The organism is Streptomyces sp. Ag109_O5-1, assembly GCF_003814875.1.
Lineage (GTDB): Bacteria > Actinomycetota > Actinomycetes > Streptomycetales > Streptomycetaceae > Streptomyces > Streptomyces sasae.
This window is the reverse complement of the sequence record NZ_RKQF01000001.1, coordinates 5829161-5851585: the sequence shown is the minus strand read 5'-3', so window position 1 is coordinate 5851585 and position 22425 is coordinate 5829161. Positions and strand designations below refer to the sequence as shown.

Here is a 22425-nt window from a genome sequence, read left to right as displayed (position 1 = left end):
TTCGGGCTCAGCGCGTGCCGATCGCCTGCGGGTAGTCGAAGAAGCCGGTCGGGTCGTACTTCCGCTTCACGTCGACCAGGCGGGGGTAGTTCGCGCCGTAGTAGGCCTCTCGCCAGTTCTTCAGCGTCGGGTCGGGGAAGTTCTGGTACGCCTGGTCGGGCGCCTTGCCGGGGAAGATGTCGTCGTAGAACTGCTGGAGCCAGCGGAGGTTGGCCTCGGCGACGGCGGCGGTGTCGTAGTCCGCCCACGAGGTCTCGGCGGCGAAGACGAAGAGGTCGCTTCGGTGGACGAACGCGGTCGCGTCCGGCGGAACCTGGTTGATCTCACCGCCGAGGGCGAACATCGCGAACCCGGCGCCGTCCTCGTTGTTGCTGCCGGGCCAGTCCAGCAGGCGCTCGGCCGCCGCGCCGACCTGCTGATCGGACAGAAGGGTGCGGGAGTCCAGGATCGCCGACTTGGTGGCGAAGCGATCGATCGGTGTGGTGGCGCTCAGCAGTACGCTTGCCTCACCGGGCGTGACCTGACGGACCGACGCGCTGTTGCGGGCGCGTTCCTCGGGCGTGCCGATCTTCAGCAGCGGAGCGAGGATGGCACGCAGTTCCTGGACCGTGCCGTAGAACTGGCCGATGGCGTTGACGTTGGCGTTCGCACGGATCTGCGCCCTGGTCGTCCCGTTGGTCCCGATGCCCATGCGCATATGGAACCGCCTGTCGCCCTCGGTCTCCTGGGCGATGTGCTGCGCGGTGGCGACCACCGGCACAACGGAGTCGAGGCTCCAGCGGAACTGGTAGAAGCCCACGGTGCCCTCGAACTGCTCGTACTGGAAGGTGAACGAGGTGTTGACACCGAAGTTGTTGCCGGCCCCGCCGCGGCAGCCCCAGTACAGGTCGGGGTGCGAGTCCTTGTCGGCCTTGACCGTGCGTCCGTCGGCGAGGACGACGGTCGTGGAGACGAGCCGGTCGCAGGTCAGGCCGAACATCTTGTCGCTGAAGCCGATACCGCCGCCGAGCACCAGTCCCGCGACGCCGACGCTGGGGCAACGACCGGTCGGCACGAACATGCCCTGGTCCTCCAGCAGCGGATGCAGGTCGCCGTTGGTGACGCCTGCCCCCACGGTGACGGTGCCGGCGTCGTGCACGACCTTCATCGGCCCGTAGACCCGGGAGTGGGCACGGCCCGGCGCCGGGGTGGAGACGATGCTCTTCATACGGGCCATGTTCAGCAGCAGGCCCGTGGTGGCCGAGTACCCGGCGTAGTTGTGTCCCAGCCCGGAGCGCGGTACGGCGGGCAGTCCCACCTCACGGGCCCAGCGGATCGAGACGGACACGTCCTCGGCGGTCGCGCAGGTGACGATGCCGGCGGGCCGGATTCCGGCGTACCTGTGGTTGAACGGCAGGGCCAGCGACTCGTACACGGAGCCGGACGGCCGGTAGAGGTCGGCCCCGGGGGACAGCGCGTCGGCCAGCCGCTTCCAGTCCCGGGCGCTGACCGGCCCCGCTTCCCCGGCCGCCGCCGCGCTCCCCGGTGCCTGCAGCCCCAACGCCCCGCCGACGCCGCCCAGCACACCCGCCCGCAGCACGTTCCGCCTGTCGATCACAGTGCCCTACCCTCACGCAGCGGTTCGCAGGCTCCTCCTGCGATCCGATCGGCCAGTCGACCGATCGTCGGCCGGTGCCTTCCCCGTCGGCCGCCCACGCGCCGGACCCGCCACACGAAAGGGCGAGACACACACCGCCAAGCAGCGCACAGACACCCGGGGGCCGCTTCCCCAGGGCTTCGGCCGGCGCGGCGGCCAGGCCCGGCTCTGCCTGCGCGGGCCTGGGCCGCGGTGTCGTCTCAGTGCTCGTACGTATGGCCCTGCCGTGTCGGCTGCAGCGCGTTGGCGTACACGTAGTCGGCGACGTTGGTTCCGATCGCCCTTCCGTCCTCGGCGTCCCAGCGGAAGTGCATGCCCAGCCAGAGTCGGCTGAACTCGCCCTCCTGGGCGACCTGGCTGAAGCTCCTCATCTGGCGGTACGCCTCGATGGTGTGCGGGTCCTCGGAGTGCGCGACGAACGAGGCGTCGTCACGACCGAAGTAGTGCTTCATCGCACCTGCCCACGCGGCCGTGAAGTTGGCGTGCCCGGAGGTCCAGGCGGGGAAGCACGGCGTGAGCGGTGCCCCTGCGCGGTCCGCGCCGAGAGGCTCCCAGGTCGCGTTCGCGCCGCCCGTCGCCTGGATCGCGGTCACCGGGCGCCAGAGCTTGATCGGGGTGTCGAACTTGGTGTCCCAGGCCGCGATGCCGGCATCCGCCAACGACAGCGCCGACAGTGCGAACAAGCGGGTGGTCTCGTACGTGTCGAGCTTGAACTTCCTGGCGACGATCCCGGTCAGGTCGAGCATCTGCCCCGGGGGGTGGTAGGTGCCGTTCACGTCATGGTCCCAGAACCAGGCGATGACGGTCTGCTCGAAGGTGCGCTCGGTGGAGTCGACGGCACCGACCCGTCGCACCTCGTCGCGCTGGGCCGCGTACTGCGGGCTGGCCACCAGATCGGCGTAGGACGTGAAGCCGCGCAGGGTGGGAGGCCGGAACTGCGAGCCGGAACGGAGCACGAACGGCCTGACCTTGCCCCAGTTCGGGGTCACCGCGTCGCTCGGCTTCTTGCAGTCCGCTTCACCCGTCGGCCGCCAGGCTCCAGGCGTGGTGGTGTCGCCGCTGTAGACGTCCGGGTTGTTCGAACCGTCGCCCGCCCGGGACTTGTTGATCTGCCTCACCACGGGGTCGACCACCAGACGGTCGAGCGGATCGTAGGAGTGCGGGGACTTGCCGGTCCGGGCCCGGTACCGGGCGTCGATGTACGCCTGATCGCCCGGGTACAGCTGCGAGATCATCCGGTACGCCGTGCGGTCGATCAGCCGCTCTTCCTCGTCCGGACTCGGCCGCGAGTGTCTGTCGGCGTACTTCAGCGGCTGGTTGAGGTACGGCTCGTACTTCAGGGTCCCGTACGTGTACTGATAGGCGCTCTCCGCGTTGTAGATCGCCGCGAAGACCATCGCCCCGGACCTGGAGAGTTTGCCGGGCGAGGCGTCCCAGCCCTGGGCATTGCGGAACGTCTGGAGCAGGACGTTGTTCCAGTACTGCGTCGGATCGTCTCGGTGTCCTGTCGCGGCGGCGGCCGGTGGCGCACCGGCCGCCACCGGACTCAGTCCGGCGAGCAGGGCACCGGCCACGGCGGCGGCCCGTAGCCGTCCGAAGCGCCCTCCGACACCGGACTTCAAGCGTGAGAGCACGGACTTCGCGGCCGGCCGACGGCGATGACCGGTTTTTTCGGGTTCGAGAGGCATGGCATTCCTTTGGCGTCGCTGATCAACAGCGGCAGCGTAATGTCAGATATGCCGGTATAGACGATAAACACGCCGTTATGCCTGTCATGGGATACGGCTGAGGCTCAGGGCAGGTACACACGGCTGAGCCCCCTCGCCGGTCGGGGAGGGGGCTCGGGTGCCGCTCGGTCAGCAGACCGCGGGCGGGATGCTCTGGTCGTACTGGAAGACGTTGTGCGGGTCGTACTTCGCCTTGATCCGGCGCAGCCGGTCGAAGTTGGACTCCCAGTAGGCGGTCTCCCAGTCCTGCGTGCCGATGTTCGGCACGTTGACGTAGGCGCCGTCCACGAAGGGGCGCATTGCCTGGCTGAACTCGGCGATCCAGGCCTGGGCCTGCGGGGTGAGCGGGTCGCAGATGCCCGGCTGGTCACTGCGCTTGCCCCAGCCGACGCCGGGCTCGGCGTAGAAGAGCGCGTCGCGGTGCGGGAAAGAGGTGCCGCCGCGCGGGGACTTCCTGACGTTCCCGCCGAACGCCTGGACGAAGTAGTTGCTGTCGTCCGTGGGGGCGATCTTGACGAACGAGGCGACGATGTCGATCGCCTTGGGCGGGAGCGGCTTCTTGGCGAACTGCGAGTAGAACTTCCAGTTCGCGGGTTCGTTCTCGATCGGGACCTGGAATCCCGCGTACACGTCGCCCCAGTTTCCCACCTGCGTCGTCACCTGGGGGCTGTCGATCGACAGGAGCGGGGCCAGCAGCCTCTTCGCCTCCGCGGGTGTCCCTTCCGGGAGGACCGCGAACAGCAGGATCTGGTTGCGGTGGGCTTCGAGCTGGGTGCCGAGGCGGCTGTCGGTGTACGGCGCGATGCGCTGGTAGGTCTCGAAGATCCTGCGCAGGTCGCTGATCCCGTCCCAGGTGGCCGTCAGATACGTGACGCTCTTCAGCGGGGCCAGCTTGTAGGTGAGCGAGGTGACGATTCCGAAGTTGCCGTTGCCCGCTCCGCGCAGCGCCCACAGCAGATCCGCGTCGTGGTTCAGATCGACGTTGAGCACCCTGGCGCACTCGCCGTCCTCCGCGACGACGATCTCGGCGCCGATCAGGCTGTCACAGGCCATGCCGAGCCAGCGGGTGAGGAAGCCGAACCCGCCGCCGAGCGTCGCCCCGGACAGACCCACGCTGCCTTCGGTCCCGGTCGTCACCGCGAAGTTCTGCTTCGCGAGTGTGGTCACCGCCTCCAGCTGGTTGAGACCGGCACCGACGGTCGCGATGCGAGCGCCGGCGTCGATGTGGACCGACTTCAGCTCGCTGATGTCGATCACCAGGCCGGCGTCGACGTTCGACCAGCCCTCCAGGCTGTGGCGGCCGCTGCGGATCCGCAGCGCGGTGTTGTTCTGGCGCGCCCACGTCAGGGCGTTGACCACGTCCTGGGTGTTCTGGGCGAAGACGATCACCAGCGGATAGTGGGAGAAGAGCTGGTCCCAGCCGAGGCGCGCGTCCGTGTACCCGGGGTCTTCGGGGCGGACGATCCGACCGGTCAGCTGTGCCGGCCCGCAGTGCGCCCCGTTCGCCTCGCTCTCGGCGGCACCGGTCATGGCACTCGCGTCGGGCGCCGCGGCGGCCGCGGCCCCCGGCACGACGACCGCACCGGCGCCGGCGACCGCCGTCGTCTTCAGCAGTCTGCGACGGGAAAAGTCGTTCATGGTCCGTGTCCTCTCGGCCGCCAGCGGGCGCGAATCGGTCTTTTGTGGACGATTTATTCGAAGAGGACGGTAACAAAAGCAAAGTCGATGGACCGTCTCGACTCGCTCGCGACTCTCGTCGCCCGGTCCAGCAGAAACCCCCAGGCCTTGGACCTGGGGGTGCTCTGTCAGCTGTGGCGGTGGGTGAAACGCGGTCAACTCCAGGGCATGCCCAGGAGCGGACTCCACGGGCCCTGGCCCGGCGTCAGGGTCGGCAGCTGCGCCGTGGTGCCCGGCTGGTCGGTGGTCTGGTTCGCCGTGCCCTGGGTCTGTGCGAGTCCGGTGGTCCACAGCTGGTCGACACGCGAACGCTCGGCGGCGCTCGGGTAGCGGTTGGTGCAGGACGTGCCCGCGGTGCCGCCCGACATCAGCTCGCTGCACGGCCCGCCGTAGTCGTCCGGCAGGCCCAGCACGTGCCCGGTCTCGTGGGTGGCGACGCGGATCGAGTCGTACTGCCGGGTCTGGGTGTAGTCGAGGAAGACGTAGCCGCTTCCGTGGCCGTTGGTGGAGGCGTAGGACCCGCGCGAGTCGTTTCCCTCGCGGTAGGAGAAGTCGGCACCGCTCGACGCCTCCTTGAGCTTCACGTGGGACTCGGAGCTGTTCCAGATCGAGGCCGCGCTCGCTATCTGCGAACGGAAACTCGGTGCCTGGGAGTCGTCGTAGTAGACGGTCACCGCCTGCGCGCCGGGCTGGGCGGCGCGCTTCGCGGCGACCGACCTGAGCACGGCCTCGAAGAACGCCTTGTTGTTCGCGGCCTCCTCGGTCGACCCGTCGTACCCCGCCACGGAGGTACCGGCGGAGGCGGACGGGGCGGCGGCCGTTTGGGCGCTCGCCGGCACCGTCGCGCCCAGCACGCCGGCGGGCAGTCCCAGGCCGAGGGCGAGAGCGAGGAGTCTCGCGGAGGTTCGGGACGACTTCATGTGGGGGGCTCCTACTCACTCGGTGACGCCGAGCGCCCGGTGTGCGGTCGAATCTGTGGGAACACCGGTTCCGAACTGCGGCGACGTCCTGTGGGTCGACATTCTTAGAACGGCTCCACAGGGAGCGCAAAGGGTCCCCGCAACTACGTCGCCTCGTAGGTCCCGGCACCCCGCCGGAGCGGGGTGCGGGTCTCCGGTCCGCGTACGGCGACGGGAGGGATGGCTGACGCTACGTCAGAAACCTTGCGACGCGGGGTAGTGGGCGCGCGTACCGGTCGGGCGGAAATCCGGGGCGCACGCCGTGGTTCATATCCCGGCCAAGGTGGACAAATGGGCAAATGTCCATCTCGCTGTGTCTACTAAGCGCGCCGGTTGATTGGCGGAACGCTGTGACCGAGGTCATAACGATCGCGACGGCTCCGCCCCGTCAGCCGATGTAGCCCTCTAGATCGGCGACGACATGGACCGAGCCGGCCGCGTTGTGGAGATGGATGTCGCCGTCGGCGTCGACCGGGATCACGGCCAGCACCGGGCGGGTCTCGCCGGCGTCGAGGCTGTCGTCGTACACGTCGGGCAGGCTGTCCGCGCCGTACGCGGTCAGGTGGGTGGCGGTGGTCGGGGCGACACCGGTGAGGTTGACCAGGACGGCGGCCGCGTCGGTCGGGACGCCGTGGACTCCGGCGACCTTCACGGTGAGGGTGCCGTTGGCACCGAGCGGCTTGGCGGCGCCGGTGCCGTTGCGGGTGTCGAGGATGCGGGTGGGGTCGGCCGGTACGAAGGGGCTGCCGATGGGGGCGGTGTCGCCGTCGGCGTTGTAGTTGGTGTAGAGGCCCTGGAGGTCGGCGATCAGATGGACGTGTCCGCCGCTGTTGTAGACCTTGATCTTGCCGCCGGGGCACACCTGCGTGACGACCAGGTTGGAGACGGTCTGCCCGGCGCGGTAGTTGAGGTTCGACGTGCTGGGGCGGCTTCCGCAGTAGACGGTGACCACGCCGCTGCCGGTGCCTCCGGTCGCGGTGATGTCGAGGACGGCGCCGATGACGCCGATCCCCTGTTCGCCCTTCGGCAGGGTGAGGGTCGTCGTGCTGCCGGACGCGACCTTGCCCTTGGCGGCGCCGGTGCCGTCGCGGGTGTCCAGGACGCGGGCGGGGTAGACGGGTGCGAGGTTGCCCATCTGGTCGCCGGCGGTGATGGACTTGGCCGTGAAGTAGCCCTGCACGTCGGCGATGAGGTCGACGGAGCCGTGGGCGTTGTAGAGGTCGACGTAGCCGCCCGCGCCCACCCGGACGGTGACCAGGTTCGGGTTGGTCCGGCCCTCGGTGAAGTCCAGGTTGGACGCGGTCGGGCGGCTGGTGCCTCCCGGGTACACCGTGACGTAGCTGCTCGCGGTGGCGTCGGCGTCGGTGACGTTCATGGTCACCGCGGTCACCCCGGAGGCCGGGACGCCGCCCACGCCGAGGACCTTGAGGCGGACCACGCTCCCGGGACCCACCTTCCGCTTGGCGGCGCCGGTGCCGTTGCGGGTGTCCAGGATGCGCTTCGGGCCGACGGCGACGTAGGCCGGGCCGACGGTGGCCCCGGTGGTGTCGGTGGCCGTACGGGCGTCGGAGTCGGTGAGCTGCTGGGTGACGGTGTACGTGCCGGAGGCGGCGTACGTGTGCCGGACGTAGCCCTTGGCACCCGTCACGGAGACGGCCGCCGAGCCGTCGCCGAAGGTGATCCGGTCGCCGGTGATCGGGTAGCCGCTGTATCCGGAGGCGTCGAAGTAGCAGACCGTGGTGTCCGGCAGGTCGGGGCTGGTCTGGCAATCGAGGTGCCCGGTCGGCAGCGGCAGCGGTTTGACGGGGAAGTAGCTGCCGACCTCGGTGCCCAGCTTGGTGCCGTCCGGCCGGTACACCGTGACCGTGGGGTAGATGTTGGTGCCCGTGGTGGGCTGCGTGAACGTGTGCGCGGCCGAACCGGTGGCGGACGTGGCCGTGGTGCCGTCCCCGAAGGCGAAGGTGTAGCTGTAGCCGTCGAGGGTGTCCGACCACGGGTTGACGAAGGAGGCCCGGAAGGTGACCGGTATACCGACGTACACGGTCTGGGGCGAGCGATTGGCTGTCCCGAGGGCCAACGGGTCCTGGAACTCGACCGCGCCCCGGTCGTAGGCGCCGGCCCCCGTGCCGGTGTCGGCGACCAGCGGGTCGTCGACCCGCCGTGCTCCGTGGAGGTCGGTGGAGAGCGCACCGGGCGCCCCGGCGTCCGCCGAATCGATCAGCGGCGAGTGCTCCGCGGGCAGTCCGGCCGAGGCGGAGAGCGCCACGTCCGTCTGGTCCAGGTCATGGCTTCCCTGACCGGTGCCGGTCAGGAACGCCGCGCCGGTGGCGTACGCCTGGCCCGCCCAGTCGTAGTCGGTCCCCGTCGACAGGGGGTTGACCGCGTTGTAGTCCGCGGTGACCTGCGGTGCGGAACTCGCGTCCACCGTGATCTCGGCGGGGGTACCGGTGTCGGAGCAGGATGCCGAGGTGTCGGGGAGCGCGACGGTGTTCTCCACGGACCCGGAGCTGCCGTCGGTCAGGCTGACGGCGTCGCCGCAGACCGTCTGGACGGTGTCGCCGGCCAGGTGGATACCCGTGGTGCCGGCGGCCGAGATGCCTCCGCCGAAGTGGATGAGGTCGTCGGCCAGCGTGATGTCCTGTGCTCCGGCCGCCCCGGCGAAGGCCGGGCCGCCGGACTCGGGGGCGATCCGCAGACGGGTGAGCGAGACGCCGGCGGACGAGCCGTCGACGGTGACTGTCCCGTTGGTGCCGGGGGCCGCCTGCCCCGTCGTCAACCAGCCTGTGTCGTAGGTGATGTGCTGGGACCGGGAAACCACCAGGGCGCTCGTATCGGGCGCCGAGAGGTTGAACCCGGTCACATCGACGTACCGGGCACCCGAGAACGTCATGGGCGGCGTCGAGGTGTCGCCCACGACGACGGCGGCGGCGGTGGCCGCGGAGTTGTCGCCGGGAATCGCGACGAAGGTGACGGGCGCGTCCGCCGTGCCGGCCGACCTGATGGTCACGGGGGCGTACCGGGTCTTGTTCCGCGCCACGTACACGGTGTCCCCGGGCGCCGCCGCGTCCGCGGCCGGCTGGAGCTGGCAGAAGGGTTCCGCCTGCGTGCCGGGTCCGGTGTCGCTGCAGCCGGTGGCGTCGTCGTCGACGTACAGGGCCGTGCTCGGGCTGGCCTGGGCGAGGCCGGTACCGAGACCGCCGACCAGGACGGAGAGGACGGCGGCAGATGTCGCGAGCAGTCGCCTGCGGCTCATGGATGTGTTCCCCCCGGGCCGCGGGACACCGGACGTCGGCGCGCGCGACCACTGAAATCCAGTCAGTTGTCCGCTGGAGTTGGCGGAACGATACGGCAGATCAGGTACCGGTTGATCTTCGAGTCACGGCTTCCGTGCCGCCGGTGAGCCGTCCGGGACGAATCTTGATCGATCCAAGGGCTACGCACTACGGACTGTTGATTCCTTCATTACCCGGCGCCCCCGACCGTCCCCTTGGTAAGGGCTGGGTAAGAGTCGCGTAAGATGCGGCCACTTGTGCGAGGGGTCGGACCCTCGTAGGGGAGGGAACATCACGTGGGCAGACACGCCCTGAGACGGGGCGGTCCGGCCGCCGTCGTCTCCTCGCTCGCGCTCGCCGTCGTGGCCGCGTCCGTCGTCGTCCTGTCGGAGGGCGGCGGCTCCGCGGAAGCGACCGAGGCCGACACCACCGCGATCACACTGGTCGACCCCGGCTCCACCACACCACGCACCGACCGCCCGTACGTCGCGGGCGACACCGGCTTCCTGCACCGGCAGACCGGCAAGGCCGGACTGCTGTGGACCGACTACACGACCGGCAGGACCGTGACCGTGGAGAACGCGGCCGGCGTCTACACCCCGGGCACCGGCTGCACCGGCATCGGCTCCGAGTGCCGTACGGCCTGGTACGGGTCGGACAGCGACCTGGTCGCCCTGCCGACGGCCCTGAGCACCCCGTCCGTCACCCTCTGGGACCCGGCCACGGCCACGTCCGAGAGCCTGAGCTGGGCGGTCTCCAGCCACGGCAACTACCGGGGCCTGGCCGGCGACACGGTCGTCACCGGCTACTCCCTGATCGACAAGGCCGACGGCGCGTGGCGCACCCGCAAGGTGACCGGTGAATGGACGAACATCCAGGACCAGGAAGTCGTCGCCGCGGACTCCGACGGTGTGCTGTGGGAGCGGAGCGGGACCGTCGACTACATCGACGTCGAGTCGGCCGTGAACGCGGTCGCCTTCGCCGACGCCGACGACGCCGACCACTATGTGATGAGCGATGACCGTGTCGGCTGGTACGACACCAGCACCTTCACCCTGCATCTGAAGTCCCGCTCCGACCTCACCGCCGCCGACCGGGTCGTCACCCTGCCCTCGCACCCGGGCACGCTCGACGGCGACCCGGTCCTGGTCGGCGACTGGCTGCTGCTGCCGCTGTCCTCCACCTCGCTCGGCTCCCGGCTGCTCGCGGTGAATGTGGACGATCCCTCGGTGCAGCAGACCCTGCTGGAGAGCGCCGGCGAGTACACGCTGGCGGCCGGCGACGGCACCGCCCTGGTCACCGGCGGCGCCGACGCCACCGACTGGTGGGTGCGGCGGGTGAGCCAGGCCGGGGACGGCACGCTGAACCTGGCGAAGGTCCAGCAGTCCCCGGCGGTGGAGAACGCCAAGACGGGCATCGCGCTCAGCCGCGGCAGCCTTCGGGTCGCCGAGGACGACCCGAAGTCCACCGACGACACCACCTCCGTGCGCACCCTCACCACCGACGGCTCTGCCATGCTGACGGCGTCCGAGGCCACGGCGGGCCGCTCGGTCTACTCCGCCCTCTGCCCCTACGAGGGCACCACGTGCTCGGCGCTGTGGGGGAACCTCGACGCCCAGGACGTCTACCTCGACTCGAACGGCGGCACCGACGAGGGCGAGGGCCTCGGCGACGACCGGCTGGTGGCGATCGACGGCCACTACCTGGACTTCGGCGGCCAGGGCGGCCATATCGTCGATGTCTCCGACGACTACGCCGTCTTCGACTCCGGCGGCACCAGCCCGGCGCAGTACGTCGGCGAGTTCGGCCAGGGCCAGAAGCTGAAGCGGTCCGTGCGCGCCGCCGCCCTGAACGGTTCCACCCTGTGGAGCGCCGGCACCGCCGGCAAGCTGACCTCGTACAGCATCCCGTTGGCGAAGACGCTCACCACGGTGACCGTCCCGGGGCTGGCCTGCGTGCCGAGCGAACTCCAGGCGGCGGGCCGCTGGGTGTACTGGGCCTGCGGCACGGACTCGGCGGGCGTGTACGACACCAAGGCCGGTACGGCGAGGGCGGTCACCCCCGGCGATGTGCTGCTCGGTGACGGCTTCACCGTCCGCCACGACCACGGCGCGGACACGCTGGTCCTCACCGAGGCGGCCACCGGCACCACCCGCACGATCGCCTCCCGCCTGGCCGACAAGGGACTGACCGCGGACCGCCGTTACCGCTGGACGGTCGACGAGTACACCGGTCTGGTCGCCTGGTTCGACGACTACGAGCGCACCCACGTCACCACCACGGGCATCGCCCCGTCCGCCGTGACGGCCTTCGATACGTCGGTCGGCGACTACGTGGCCCCGGGGGCGCCCTTCGAGGGCACCTGGGTGCTGTCCCGCCCGGCCACCTCCTGGTCGCTCACCTTCATCTCGCTCCAGAGCGGCGCGAACGGCAAGGCCACCCGCACCCTCACTGGCGGCGCGACCGCGGCCTGGGTGACGGCGACCTGGAACGGCAAGACGGCGAGCGGGAGTTACTTCCCCAACGGCCACTACACCTGGACGCTCAAGGCGACCGGTCCCGGCACCGCCACGCCGGACACGGTGACCGCCGGCCAGGGCTTCCTGCAGGGCGGAGCCCCGGTGCGCCGCGACTTCGTCAGCCCCGACGGCCCGGACGGCCGCGGCGATCTGCTCACCCTGAACTCCTCGGGCGGACTGACCCTCCACAGCGGCACGGGGACGGGGAAGTTCGGCGACAGGTACACGGGCACCGGCTGGCCCACGAGCATCATGGCAGTCCCCTTCGGCGACCTCAGCGGCGACCGCTGCAACGACGTCCTCGTCCGCTACAGCAGCGGCGCGCTGCGGCTGTACAAGCCCCGCTGCGGGGCGGCGGTCAAGCCGACGACGTCGTACACCACCCTCGGGACCAGCGGCTGGACGCAGTACAACGTGCTCACCTCGCCCGGCGACGTGAGCGGTGACGGACGCCCGGACCTGATCGCGCGGAACGCGTCCACCGGAGCGGTCTACCTCTACAAGGGGACGAGCACCGGCAAGCTCGCCGCCCGCGTGAAGCTCTACGACAACTGGAAGGGCTACAAGAAGATCGTCGGCACCGGTGACATCACCGGCGACGGCAAGGCCGATCTGCTGGTCCAGGACACGTCCAACAACGTCTACCGCTACAACGGCAAGGGCGACGGCACGTTCGCGGCCCGCGTCAAGGTGCTGTCGAACTGGGGCGGTTCCTACAACGCGGTCGTCGGGGTCGGCGACATCACGGACGATGGCAGGCCGGACCTGGTCTCCCGCGACTCCAGCGGCAACGTGTGGCGCAACAGCGGGGACGGAAAGGGCTCGTTCGGCGCGCGGGTTCGGATCGCGACCGGCTGGAGCGGATACAAGTCCCTTATGTAGGGGGCGAGTCCAGTCCGCCGAAGGCGCCCGGAGACTTGGTCTCACCGGGCGCCTTCGATTTTCGGGCGGAGCACCGCGGTTCGCTCCCGGGCCGGTGATGCACGTCACATGGAACTGGTGGGTGGCCTCTTGGCAGAGCCAGGCATGGAGCCACTATTCAGGGCCCGCGTCCGAGCGGGCGACGAGGACTCCTTCAGGGTGCTCTTCCGCGAACACGGGCGGGCGGTCTACAACCACTGTTTCCGCCTGACAGGCGACTGGTCGGTTGCCGAGGACTGCGTCTCGCTGGTGTTCCTCGAAGCCTGGCGGCTGCGGGAGAAGGTCGACACGCACGGCGGAAGCCTGCTGCCGTGGCTGCTCGGGATCGCCACGAACGTGGTGCACCACCGCAGACGTGCGGCTCGGCGGCACCGCGCCCTGATGGAACGCATGCCTCCGCCCGAACCGCTGTCGGACTTCGCCGAGGAGGTGGTCGGACGGCTGGAGGATCAGCAGCGGATCGCCGCGGTGGTCGAGGCGCTGAGCCAGTTGTCGCGGCAGGACCGTGAGGTGCTGGCGCTGAGCGTATGGGCCGGACTGAACTACGCCGCGACCGCGGAGGCGCTGGGGGTGCCGGTGGGCACCGTCCGCTCCCGGCTGGCCCGGGCGCGTCGCCGGCTGGAAGGAGTGGCGCAGAAAAATCTCGACCGGAACGCGGAACCCACGGCCGCAGGACGGCAGCAGACAGGTGCCCGCCACGAGGCGGTCCGGCCGAGCGAAGGAACGGAAGGGGACCGTGGTGAGCCGGGAACGGAGTCGGGACAGCGACGTAGAGGAACTGCGCCGGCTGCTGGCCGTGCCGGACGAGCGGGGCTTTCCCGTCGGCCGGCGGATCCAGCGTGAGGAACACCTGATGCGCAGTTGGCGGACGATGGAAGAGGAACGCACCGGTGGGCGCAGGCGCCGCGTGCAGAAGCGGTTCGCGTGGGGGCTGGCGGCGGCGGCGATCGCGGCAGGCGTGACGGTGGCGGTGCCGGGCGGGACGCAGACACCCGCCTATGCGGTGGAGAAGAACCCGGACGGCACCCTGACCGTCTCCGTCCGCGACCTCGACTGGTCGGGTGGCCCTCAGCAGTTCCGGCAACTGGCGGACAGGATCCGGGCGGCCGGCTTCACGGCGGTCATCGACAAGATTCCCCCGGGCAAGCTCTGCCGGCCTGATCGGGGGGAGCCTCTGAACCCGCAGAGGCCGGGCGACGGCAAGGGGAGCTACACGTACGTCATGACACACGCAGACGCGTTTCTGGTCGAAGAGCACCTGCCCGGTCCCACTCGGAAGGGGTCCGCCGTGCGGTACGCCCACTACTTCAAGCCATCGTTCATCAAGGGCCCGGTCGAACCGTGCGATGCCGCGTGACCCGTCGCCCCTGCCGGCGACTTGTATCGATTCCTGACCTCGTGGATCAGCGGCGATGCCCTCGGTACCGGTGATGTGCCGAGGGCGGCCGCCGAGGCGCGCGCTGCTTTTCGGTCCGTGCCCGTACGGTGTTGTACCGCGCGCCGATCCAGCAGACCGAGGTGATCGCGAATGGCGGACGAGGGTGTGGACCATCCGGGGCTGATCGTCCCGGTCGGGCATGTCGAGCCGGTGCCACGGCGGATCCGCGCGCAGGTCGGCGGCCGGTGGGTGTTCGACACCCGGCGCGCGCGGTACGTGTGGGAGTGGCCCGGCTACCCGCAGTACAGCATTCCGCTGCGGGATCTGGCCGAGGGCGTCCTGACCGACGACGGCCGCGTCGGCCGGCTGGGCCCCGGCCCCGCACGGCGGCACTCGCTGCGGATCGGCTCCGAGGTCCGTGAGGGTGCGGCGTGGGTCTGGGACGAGGGAGCCCCGGCGGAACTCATCGGCACCGCCCGTTTCCGGTGGGACGCGCTCGACGCGTGGTACGAGGAGGAGGAACAGGTCTTCGTGCACCCGCGGAGCCCGTACACCCGGGTGGACGCGCTGCGCTCGTCCAGCCGGGTGCGCGTCGAGGTGGACGGCACGGTCCTGGCGGACGCGCCGTCCTCCGTGAAGCTCTTCGAGACCGGCCTGCCGACCCGCTACTACGTGGAACGCACCCATGTCGACTGGACCCTGCTGCGCCGCTCGGACACGGTGACGGCATGCCCGTACAAGGGCAGGACCAGCGAGTACTGGTCGTTCGCGCGCGGGCCGGTCGTCCATGAGGATCTGGCCTGGGCGTACGACTTCCCCACGGTGTCGTGCGCCGCCGTCGCGGGGATGGTCGCCTTCTACAACGAGTACGTCGACCTGTACGTGGACGGTGTCCTGCTCCCGCGGCCCACCGCCCTGTCGCGGGCGCAGTGGGACAAGGGGCAGCGGGCGGGTTCCTGAGGCGCTCGCCGTCGCGCGCCCACGGAATCGGGGCCGCGCGCCCACGCAATAGAGTGGACGGCATGTACGTGGTGGAGGTCGTCCAGCTGCTGGTGTCGCCTGCGCACCGGTACCTGGGGCGGCCGTCCGAGGGGCCCTCGGCCGCGGTCGGGGAGGAGCTGGTCCGGAGCGTCGAGGTGCGGCGGAACCTGGGCATCGTGGGCGACCGCTACTACGCGCGCCCGGCACACCGCGACGCCGCCGTCACGCTCATGTCGGCCGAGAACCTGCCGCTGGACATCGACCCGCAGACCGATCTCACGCTCACCCGCAGGAACATCCTGCTCCGTGGCGTCGACATCGACGCGCACGTGGGCTCGACCGTGTCGCTGGACACCGGCGCGGGCCCCGTCCTGCTGGCCGTACGGCGCCCCGCCCGGCCCTGCGCATGGATGGACGCCGTCATCGGTCCGGGCGCGCAGCGGGCTCTGCGAGGCAAGGGCGGCGTACGCTGCACGCCGCTGACGGACGGCGTACTCACCGTGGGAAAGGCCGAGTTCGCGGTCGTGGAGCAGGAGCCGCGCCCGTCCTGACGGCCACGGCGTCAGCCGGGCACCACGGGCGCGCCCCAGTCGATCCGGTACCGGTGCGTCCAGCCGAACACCTTCTCCGGCGTCAGGAACGTCCGCGTCGCCAGCGGCATCAGCAGGGCCATGATCTTCGTCGCGACCGGCCCCATCGACTTCTGGCTGTTGGTCTTCGCGGCCTGGGCCGCGACCTTCTCGACCCTGCCCCGCCTCAGCCGCTCGTATGTCGCGAACGCCGTGTCCGGGTCGGGGATGTCCCGTAGGCACCGCGCCAGCTGCACCGCGCTCTCCGCCGCGAGGGACGCGCCCTGCCCGGAGCTGGAGGACGGCGCGTGGGCCGCGTCGCCGACCAGGACCATCCGCCCCCGGTGCCACGTCGGCACCGAGGGCAGGATCTCCAGCCCTCCGAAGGTGAGGAGTTCGTCGTCATCGGTGCCCCGGAGCAGATCGCGGCCGGGCACGTCCCCGGCGAACTTCTCCCGCAGGATCCGCATCCACGCGGCCGACGGTGTCGCACGGGCCTGCTCCGCGCTGAGCGGTTCGTCGTACGGCAGGTTGCCGAACCAGGCGGTGCCCTGGCCGGGCACCGGCCAGTAGCCGAGGAAGCCGTGCTCGCCGAAGGCGAAGTACATGGTGTCCGTCCGTGCCCGGGGGACCTCCGCCTTCGAGAAGGCGCCGAAACCGAGCAGGCCGGTGTACCGGGGGCCGGGTGCCGCCGGGTCGATCAGCCGGCGGACCGTCGACCGGATGCCGTCGGCCCCGACCAGCACGTCCGCGGTCACCCGGGTCCCGTCGGCGAACTCGGCGGTGACGCCCGCCGGGGTCTCCTCGACCCCGGCCAGCCGCTTGCCGTACACGGTCCGCACGCCCGCCGCGGCGGCCCGCTCGCGCACCGCCCCGTACAGGTCGGCGCGCCACATCACCTGGCTGGGCGGCAGGCCCGTCAGCCCGCCGAACTCGCCCATGCGCCGGCCTCGTCCGTCGGTCATGGCCATGCGGTGGATCGGCTGACCGGCCAACCCCTGGTCCACACCGACGACTTCGAGGGCGCTGAGCCCGTTCGGGGCGACCATCAGCATGGCGCCGCGGCCGTCCGCCGTGTTCTCGTAGGCCTCGTAGACGGTCGCCTCGATGCCCGCCCTGCGCAGGGCGAGGGCCGTCACCGGTCCGGCTATGCCGCCTCCGACGACGGCCGCCGTCTTGATCGCACTCATGGGTCCGCCTCTCTCCCGTGTCCGGGCCGGATGGTCAGTGGCCGTGCCCGCGTGCCGGGTCGTCGACCGTCGGGTGGGTGCCCGTCCGGTGGGCGAGCCGCAGGTCCTCCAGGTAGGCGCGGGAGCACATGGCGCTGAGGACCGCGACGCCGCCGCGCTGCACGCGGACCTCGCTGTCGGAGGCGGCACCGGTCAGGCGGATCCGGCGGGCGCCGGCGGGGGCCGGTTCCCCGGCGGTCCGGCCCTGAGCGTCCTTGACCTTGCCGCGGGCGGTCCAGCGCAGGTCCCAGTACTCGACGACGGCGTCGTCCGGCACCAGCAGCTTGACCGTGGCGTGCTGGAGTTCCAGGGGCAGTTCGATGTCGTCGGGCAGGTCGGGGGAGCGCAGGTCGAGCACGGCCAGGCCCCGGCGGGCGCGCACCTGGATGTGTCCGGCGCGGGTCCAGTTGCCCAGCCGTTTGGTCACGGCGTGGTCGGCGTGGATGCGCTCGGTGGTGGCGGTCTTCTCGGTGGTGATGACGGTCATTTCTGCGGTCTCCGTCCGCTCGCGGTCGCTGCGCTTTCCGTTGGTCGATAGTTGCAGTGCAACTAGTATCATGTCAACTAGTTTCGCTGTGGGTAGTATGCGGACATGAGCACCCCGTCCCGCAGCTCCCCGCTGGCCCTGACCGTGCTGGCCCTGCTGCACTTCCAGCCGCTGCACCCGTACGGAATCCAGAGGCTGATCAAGCAGTGGGGGAAGGACCGGGTCGTCAACGTCGGCCAGCGCGCGAGCCTCTACCGCACGATCGACCGGCTGCTCGCGACGGGCCTGGTCGCGGTCCGGGAGACCGGCCGCGACCAGCAGTACCCCGAGCGGACGGTGTACGAGCTCACCGATGAGGGGCGCTCGACCCTGCGCGTCTGGCTCGACGAGATGCTGGCCGCGCCGAAGCAGGAGTTCCCGCAGTTCCCCGCCGCGCTGTCGTTCGTCCTCATGCTCGCCCCGGAGGAGGCCCTCGCTGTGCTGGAACAGCGTGCCGCGACCCTTGCGCAGACCCTCGAGGCGCACGACAGGTCCTTGGCGGAGCAGACGGAGGTCCAGGGCCTGCCGCGAGTGATCACGCTCGAAGAGGAGTATCTGCGGGCGGTCACCGCGGCGGAACTGGACTGGCTCCGGGGTGTCACGGACGATCTGCGCAGCGGCCGGCTCGGCTGGACCGTCGAGGAGCTGACCGCTCTGGCCCAGAGCGCGGGACGGCAGGACGCGACCTGAGCGCCGTCCCGGGATCTGCGGGATTCTCGTCACTGAACGTACATGTACGAACGCGCGGTGCGCCCGTGGAGTGAAGGTGTACCGCCCGAGGGGTGATGTTGTCGTACCCCTTTGGTGTTATATGAGCCGTATGCACCAACTGCTCCTGCGGGTGTGGTCCCGGCGTGGGATACGCAGCGTTGCCGGTCAGATGTTCGTTCTGCAGGTCGTGGTCGTCCTGGTTCTCGTGGCGGCGGCGGTCGCCGCCCTCCTGCTGGAGTCGCGGAACGACGCCGAGCGTGAGGCACAGAAGCGCTCACTCGCCGTGGCGGCCTCCGTCGCCTCGGACCCCACGGTGCAGCGGGCCCTGACGGAGGCTCATCCGAGCGCCGTGCTCCAGCAGCAGGCCGAGGAGACCCGCAAACGCTCCGGCGTGGACTTCGTCGTCGTGATGAGCCCCACGGGCATCCGCTACACCCACCCGAACCCCGCCCAGATCGGGCAGCACTACATCGGCAACATCGCGGCGGCGCAGCACGGCGGCATCGTCACCGAGACGACCGTCGGAACGCTGGGTCCCTCCGTCCGGACCGTGGTCCCCGTGACCGACTCGCAGGGGAAGGTCATCGGGCTGGTGTCCGCGGGTATCGCCATCAGCCAGGTGAGCCTGGCGGCCGGACGGGAGATGCCGCTCGTCCTGACGGCCGCCGGAGTGGTGCTCACGGCGGCCACCGGGGGAAGCGCCCTGATCGGGAGGCGGCTGAGCCGTCAGACACACGGTCTCGGACCGATCCAGATGACCCGCATGTACGAGCACCACGACGCCGTGCTGCACTCGGTACGCGAAGGCGTCCTCATCGTCGATCCGCGAGGCCGGCTGCTCCTGGCCAACGACGAGGCGAGGCGCCTGCTGGGGCTCGGCGCCGACATGGAAGGCCGGCCCGTCACGGACCTGGGACTCGCCCCGGAGGCCGAACGGCTCCTCCTGTCGGGCCGGGCGACCACGGACGAGGTGATCGAGGTCGGCGACCGGCTGCTGGCCATCAGCCAGCGCCCCACGGTGCGGCCGGGACCGGGCGGCTGGGTCGCCACGCTGCGGGACACGACCGAACTCAGCGCACTGATGGGCCGGGTGGAGGTGGTCCAGGAACGGCTCAGGCTGCTCTACGACGCCGGAATAGGCATCGGCACCACCCTCGACGTGACACGCACCGCCGAGGAACTGGCGGAGTTCGCCGTGCCCAGGTTCGCCGACTACGTCACCGTCGACCTGGCCGACGCCGTGCTGCTCGGCGAGGAACCCCACCCCCTGAGCGCCGCGGAACTGCGCCGTGTCGCGTTGCGCGGCATCCGGCTGTGTGTGCCGTTCTACCCGGCCGGAACGCTCATCCGCTTCGACCCCGCGACCCCGCAGGCGGCGGGTTTCGCTTCCGGGCGGATGGTGCTGGAGGCCGACCTGGCGGCTTTCTCCGGCTGGCAGGCACAGGACCCGGAGCGCGCTCGCAGACTGGTGGCACACGGCGTCCACTCCATGATCACCGCTCCGCTGCGGGCCCGCGGAGCGAACCTCGGCGTGGCGACCTTCTGGCGTTCCAAGGAGCCGACCCCCTTCACCCATGAAGACCTCTCGCTCGCGGAGGAGCTGGTCGCCCGTGCGGCGGTGAGCATCGACAACGCGCGCCGCTTCACGCGGGAGCACACCATGGCGGTCACGCTGCAGCGCAGCCTTCTGCCGCACCTCCTGCCGGAGCAGAACGCGGTCGACGTGGCGCACCGCTACGTTCCGGCGGAGGCGGGGCTCGGCGGCGTCGGCGGCGACTGGTTCGACGTAATACCCCTGCCCGGGGCGCGGGTCGCCGTCGTGGTGGGCGACGTCGTGGGACACGGGCTGCACGCGGCCGCCACCATGGGCCAGCTGCGTACCGCCGTCCACAACCTCTCCACGCTCGACCTACCGCCCGACGAACTCCTCTGGCACCTGGACGAGCTGGTCACGTGCATCGACCAGGACCGGGACGGGGAGGGCGGAACACCGACGCTCACGGGCGCCACCTGCCTGTACGCGATCTACGACCCGGTCTCGCGCCGGTGCACCATGGCCAGGGCGGGCCACCTGGAGCCCATCCTCGTGCACCCGGACGGCCACGCCCGGCTGCCCGGAGTTCCGGCCGGCCCACCGCTGGGGCTGGGCGGGCTGCCATACGAGAAGACCGAGGTGATCCTGCCCGAAGGCAGCAGCATCGTGCTCTACACCGACGGTCTGGTCGAGGACCGGCACCACGACATCGACGAGCGCATCGAACGTCTGCGCCGTGCCGTCGAGCCGGCGGGGCGCACACCGGACCAGATGTGCCAGGCGGCGATGGACACCCTGCTGCCCGGGCCGCCGCGCGACGACGTGGCCCTGGTCGTGGCCCGTACCCGGCTGCTCGACGACAAGCACACCGCGTCCTGGGACGTGCCGTCCGACCCCGCGGCGGTCGCCGGAGTCCGTGCCGCCGCCGCGGATCTGCTGCGGGACTGGGGTCTGGAAGAGGAGGCGTTCACCCTGGAGCTGATCCTCAGCGAGCTGGTCACCAACGCCATCCGGTACGCGACCGGCCCCATCGGGGTGCGCCTGATCCACGACCGCAGCCTCATCTGCGAGGTCTCCGACGGCAGCAGCGTCTCGCCGCACCTGCGCCGGGCCACCACCATGGAGGAGGGCGGCCGCGGCCTCTTCCTGGTGGCCCAGTTCGCCGACCGGTGGGGGACTCGCTACACCTCCGAGGGAAAGGTCATCTGGACCGAGCAACGGCTCGCCTCACAGCCTTGACCCGCCGCTTCAGGGTTGCTCGGGCAACCGTTCGCCCGCGGGTTCCGGCTGCTGCTCCCGCCCGGTCGTGGCGGTCCAGCCGGCGAGCAGTTTCAGACCGTCCTCGGCGGGACTCCCGGGAGGCGAGCTGTAGACGACCACACTCAGGCCGCTCTCGTCCGGCAGGTTCATGGTCTCCTGGTCGAGCTCCAGGTCGCCGACGAGCGGATGGTGGAGGCGTTTCCTGCTCTCCCGGAAGACGTGCACGTCGTGGGAGCCCCACAGGACGCGGAAGCGGTCGCTGCGGGTGGAGAGTTCACCGATCAGGTTCGACAACTCCCGGTCGTAGGGGTGCTTTCCCGCCTCGATGCGCAGCGCGCCCACGGCGAAGCGGGCCATGCGCTCCCAGTCGGTGTAGAAGCGGCCGGCCGCGGGGTTGAGGAACGCGAACCGGGCGACGTTCGCACCGCTGGTCGCATCGGCGAACATGGGTGAGTACAGGGCCCGGCCCAGCGGGTTGGCGGCCAGGGTGTCGAGGCGGTTGTTCATCACGTAGGCCGGCAGTTGCGGCATGCCGTCGAGGATCCGTGTGACGCTCGGCCGCACCGTCGGCGGCCGGGCCGCTCGCTGCCCGGGACGTGTCCCGGGCGCCGGTCCCGCGGCGCGGGCGAGGTCGTACAGGTACATGCGCTCGGTGTCGTCCAGCCGCAGGGCCCGGGCGAGGGCGTCCAGCACGCTGTCGGAGACACCGCGCAGGTTGCCGCGTTCCAGGCGGGTGTAGTACTCGACGCTCACTCCGGCGAGCGTCGCGACCTCGCCCCGGCGCAGTCCGGGTACCCGCCGCTGACCGTACGTCGGCAGGCCCGCCTGCTCGGGGGTGATCCTGTCGCGTCTGGAGCGGAGGAAGGCGCCGACTGCGTCCCGGTTGTCCATACGGTCAGGGTAGGCAGCCCGTGCGGTGGGTGGGGGTCCCTGCCGGTACCCCTCACGGCGGAGACTCCCCCGGCCCGGCCGCTTCCCGTTGCATGGTGCGTGCCCCGGCCTCCACGGCAGGGCGCGACCACGTGAACTGGACCGGAGGGACAGACGAGATGAGCAACGCTGCCGAGACGGTGACGGAGAACCCCGCGGACGTCGTGCGCGGCCTGTACGACGCGCTGGGCAAGGGGGACGTGCCGGGTGTCCTGGCGAAGCTGGACCCCGAGGTGATCGTCGACGAGCCGGACCGGCTTCCCTACGGGGGTGTGCACCACGGCCGTGAGGTGTTCGTGGAGTCGGTCCTGGGCGCGATGATGAGCTACGCAGCCGTCGCCCTCGCCGATGCCCAGGTGTTCGAGGGCCCGGCCGGCGTCGTCGGAAAGCTCACCGGAACGCTCACGGCCCACACCACCGGTGAGGAGTTCCCGCTGACCATGGTCGAGATCCACCAGGTCCAGGGCGGCACGGTGCGGAGGATCGACGTCTACACGAAGAACCCCGACGACCTCGCCGCGTTCTACGCGCGCGCCGAGGCCGGCAGCCGCTGACCGTGGCTCGCCGCAGATGAAACGCGACCTCCCATGTCGGGT

At 70.6% G+C, this 22425-nt stretch carries 16 protein-coding genes; 8 read left to right on the top strand and 8 right to left on the bottom strand.

Annotation, left to right across the window (positions count from 1 at the left end; translation table 11 throughout):
* Nucleotides 1-7: 7 nt before the first annotated feature.
* The 5 genes from EDD90_RS26320 to EDD90_RS26300 all read right to left on the bottom strand — a co-directional run bounded on the left by EDD90_RS26320 (nt 8) and on the right by EDD90_RS26300 (nt 9252).
* On the bottom strand, nt 8-1597 hold the full coding sequence (locus EDD90_RS26320) for an FAD-binding oxidoreductase (protein ID WP_123975498.1): 1590 nt from the start codon (nt 1595-1597) through the stop codon (nt 8-10).
* Between the two features lie 239 nt (nt 1598-1836).
* Nucleotides 1837-3258 carry a vanadium-dependent haloperoxidase gene (locus EDD90_RS26315; protein WP_185149226.1) on the bottom strand — a complete coding sequence of 474 codons (1422 nt, stop codon included), beginning with the start codon at nt 3256-3258 and terminating at the stop codon, nt 1837-1839.
* 234 nt (nt 3259-3492) lie between these two features.
* On the bottom strand, nt 3493-5001 hold the full coding sequence (locus EDD90_RS26310; RefSeq protein WP_123975496.1) for an FAD-binding oxidoreductase: 1509 nt from the start codon (nt 4999-5001) through the stop codon (nt 3493-3495).
* 194 nt (nt 5002-5195) lie between these two features.
* Nucleotides 5196-5960: a snapalysin gene (gene snpA / locus EDD90_RS26305; protein ID WP_123975495.1), complete on the bottom strand. Its 765-nt coding sequence runs from the start codon at nt 5958-5960 to the stop codon at nt 5196-5198.
* Nucleotides 5961-6387: 427 nt separating this feature from the next.
* The gene (locus tag EDD90_RS26300) at nt 6388-9252 is read right to left on the bottom strand and encodes a PKD domain-containing protein (RefSeq protein ID WP_123975494.1); all 2865 of its coding nucleotides are present in this window, start codon (nt 9250-9252) and stop codon (nt 6388-6390) included.
* A gap of 315 nt (nt 9253-9567) precedes the next feature.
* On the opposite strand from EDD90_RS26300, the gene EDD90_RS26295 reads away from it, so the two are divergent.
* From EDD90_RS26295 to EDD90_RS26275, 5 genes are all read left to right on the top strand, one after another.
* Nucleotides 9568-12672: an FG-GAP-like repeat-containing protein gene (locus tag EDD90_RS26295; protein ID WP_123975493.1), complete on the top strand. Its 3105-nt coding sequence runs from the start codon at nt 9568-9570 to the stop codon at nt 12670-12672.
* A 144-nt stretch (nt 12673-12816) separates the two neighbouring features.
* Nucleotides 12817-13554 (top strand): RNA polymerase sigma factor, encoded by a 738-nt coding sequence (locus tag EDD90_RS26290; protein ID WP_123975492.1) that lies wholly within the window; start codon nt 12817-12819, stop codon nt 13552-13554.
* Complete coding sequence (locus EDD90_RS26285; RefSeq protein ID WP_123975491.1) at nt 13451-14068, top strand: hypothetical protein; 618 nt, start codon at nt 13451-13453, stop codon at nt 14066-14068. Before EDD90_RS26290 ends, EDD90_RS26285 begins: the two co-directional genes overlap by 104 nt.
* A 171-nt stretch (nt 14069-14239) precedes the next feature.
* Complete coding sequence (locus EDD90_RS26280; protein ID WP_123975490.1) at nt 14240-15049, top strand: DUF427 domain-containing protein; 810 nt, start codon at nt 14240-14242, stop codon at nt 15047-15049.
* 62 nt (nt 15050-15111) lie between these two features.
* Nucleotides 15112-15621, top strand: a complete 510-nt coding sequence (locus EDD90_RS26275) for a molybdenum cofactor biosysynthesis protein (protein WP_123975489.1) — start codon at nt 15112-15114, stop codon at nt 15619-15621.
* Between the two features lie 11 nt (nt 15622-15632).
* Here EDD90_RS26275 and EDD90_RS26270 read toward each other — a convergent pair whose 3' ends face one another.
* Together EDD90_RS26270 and EDD90_RS26265 are read right to left on the bottom strand one after the other, a co-directional pair.
* Nucleotides 15633-16829: an NAD(P)/FAD-dependent oxidoreductase gene (locus tag EDD90_RS26270; RefSeq protein WP_123975488.1), complete on the bottom strand. Its 1197-nt coding sequence runs from the start codon at nt 16827-16829 to the stop codon at nt 15633-15635.
* 34 nt (nt 16830-16863) lie between these two features.
* Complete coding sequence (locus EDD90_RS26265) at nt 16864-17427, bottom strand: hypothetical protein (RefSeq protein ID WP_260328069.1); 564 nt, start codon at nt 17425-17427, stop codon at nt 16864-16866.
* Nucleotides 17428-17460: 33 nt separating this feature from the next.
* Between EDD90_RS26265 and EDD90_RS26260 the strand changes: the two genes are divergently transcribed.
* Together EDD90_RS26260 and EDD90_RS26255 are read left to right on the top strand one after the other, a co-directional pair.
* On the top strand, nt 17461-18084 hold the full coding sequence (locus EDD90_RS26260) for a PadR family transcriptional regulator (protein WP_123975487.1): 624 nt from the start codon (nt 17461-17463) through the stop codon (nt 18082-18084).
* Nucleotides 18085-18214: 130 nt separating this feature from the next.
* Nucleotides 18215-20878 (top strand): SpoIIE family protein phosphatase/ATP-binding protein, encoded by a 2664-nt coding sequence (locus EDD90_RS26255; RefSeq protein ID WP_123975486.1) that lies wholly within the window; start codon nt 18215-18217, stop codon nt 20876-20878.
* 9 nt (nt 20879-20887) lie between these two features.
* Here EDD90_RS26255 and EDD90_RS26250 read toward each other — a convergent pair whose 3' ends face one another.
* Nucleotides 20888-21790, bottom strand: a complete 903-nt coding sequence (locus EDD90_RS26250; protein WP_123975485.1) for a helix-turn-helix transcriptional regulator — start codon at nt 21788-21790, stop codon at nt 20888-20890.
* A gap of 158 nt (nt 21791-21948) precedes the next feature.
* Here EDD90_RS26250 and EDD90_RS26245 point away from each other — a divergent pair, with 158 nt between their 5' ends.
* Nucleotides 21949-22383, top strand: coding sequence for a nuclear transport factor 2 family protein (locus EDD90_RS26245; protein ID WP_123975484.1), 435 nt, complete (start codon nt 21949-21951; stop codon nt 22381-22383).
* Nucleotides 22384-22425 lie beyond the last annotated feature (42 nt).

Excerpts from the sequence above, each read along its gene's own strand:
- EDD90_RS26310 (WP_123975496.1), bottom strand. The coding sequence starts at position 5,001 with ATGAACGACTTTTCCCGTCGCAGACTGCTGAAGACGACGGCGGTCGCC.
- snpA (WP_123975495.1), bottom strand. The coding sequence starts at position 5,960 with ATGAAGTCGTCCCGAACCTCCGCGAGACTCCTCGCTCTCGCCCTCGGC.
- EDD90_RS26300 (WP_123975494.1), bottom strand. The coding sequence starts at position 9,252 with ATGAGCCGCAGGCGACTGCTCGCGACATCTGCCGCCGTCCTCTCCGTC.
- EDD90_RS26290 (WP_123975492.1), top strand. The coding sequence starts at position 12,817 with ATGGAGCCACTATTCAGGGCCCGCGTCCGAGCGGGCGACGAGGACTCC.
- EDD90_RS26280 (WP_123975490.1), top strand. The coding sequence starts at position 14,240 with ATGGCGGACGAGGGTGTGGACCATCCGGGGCTGATCGTCCCGGTCGGG.
- EDD90_RS26275 (WP_123975489.1), top strand. The coding sequence starts at position 15,112 with ATGTACGTGGTGGAGGTCGTCCAGCTGCTGGTGTCGCCTGCGCACCGG.
- EDD90_RS26270 (WP_123975488.1), bottom strand. The coding sequence starts at position 16,829 with ATGAGTGCGATCAAGACGGCGGCCGTCGTCGGAGGCGGCATAGCCGGA.
- EDD90_RS26265 (WP_260328069.1), bottom strand. The coding sequence starts at position 17,427 with ATGATACTAGTTGCACTGCAACTATCGACCAACGGAAAGCGCAGCGAC.
- EDD90_RS26260 (WP_123975487.1), top strand. The coding sequence starts at position 17,461 with ATGAGCACCCCGTCCCGCAGCTCCCCGCTGGCCCTGACCGTGCTGGCC.
- EDD90_RS26255 (WP_123975486.1), top strand. The coding sequence starts at position 18,215 with ATGCACCAACTGCTCCTGCGGGTGTGGTCCCGGCGTGGGATACGCAGC.
- EDD90_RS26250 (WP_123975485.1), bottom strand. The coding sequence starts at position 21,790 with ATGGACAACCGGGACGCAGTCGGCGCCTTCCTCCGCTCCAGACGCGAC.
- EDD90_RS26245 (WP_123975484.1), top strand. The coding sequence starts at position 21,949 with ATGAGCAACGCTGCCGAGACGGTGACGGAGAACCCCGCGGACGTCGTG.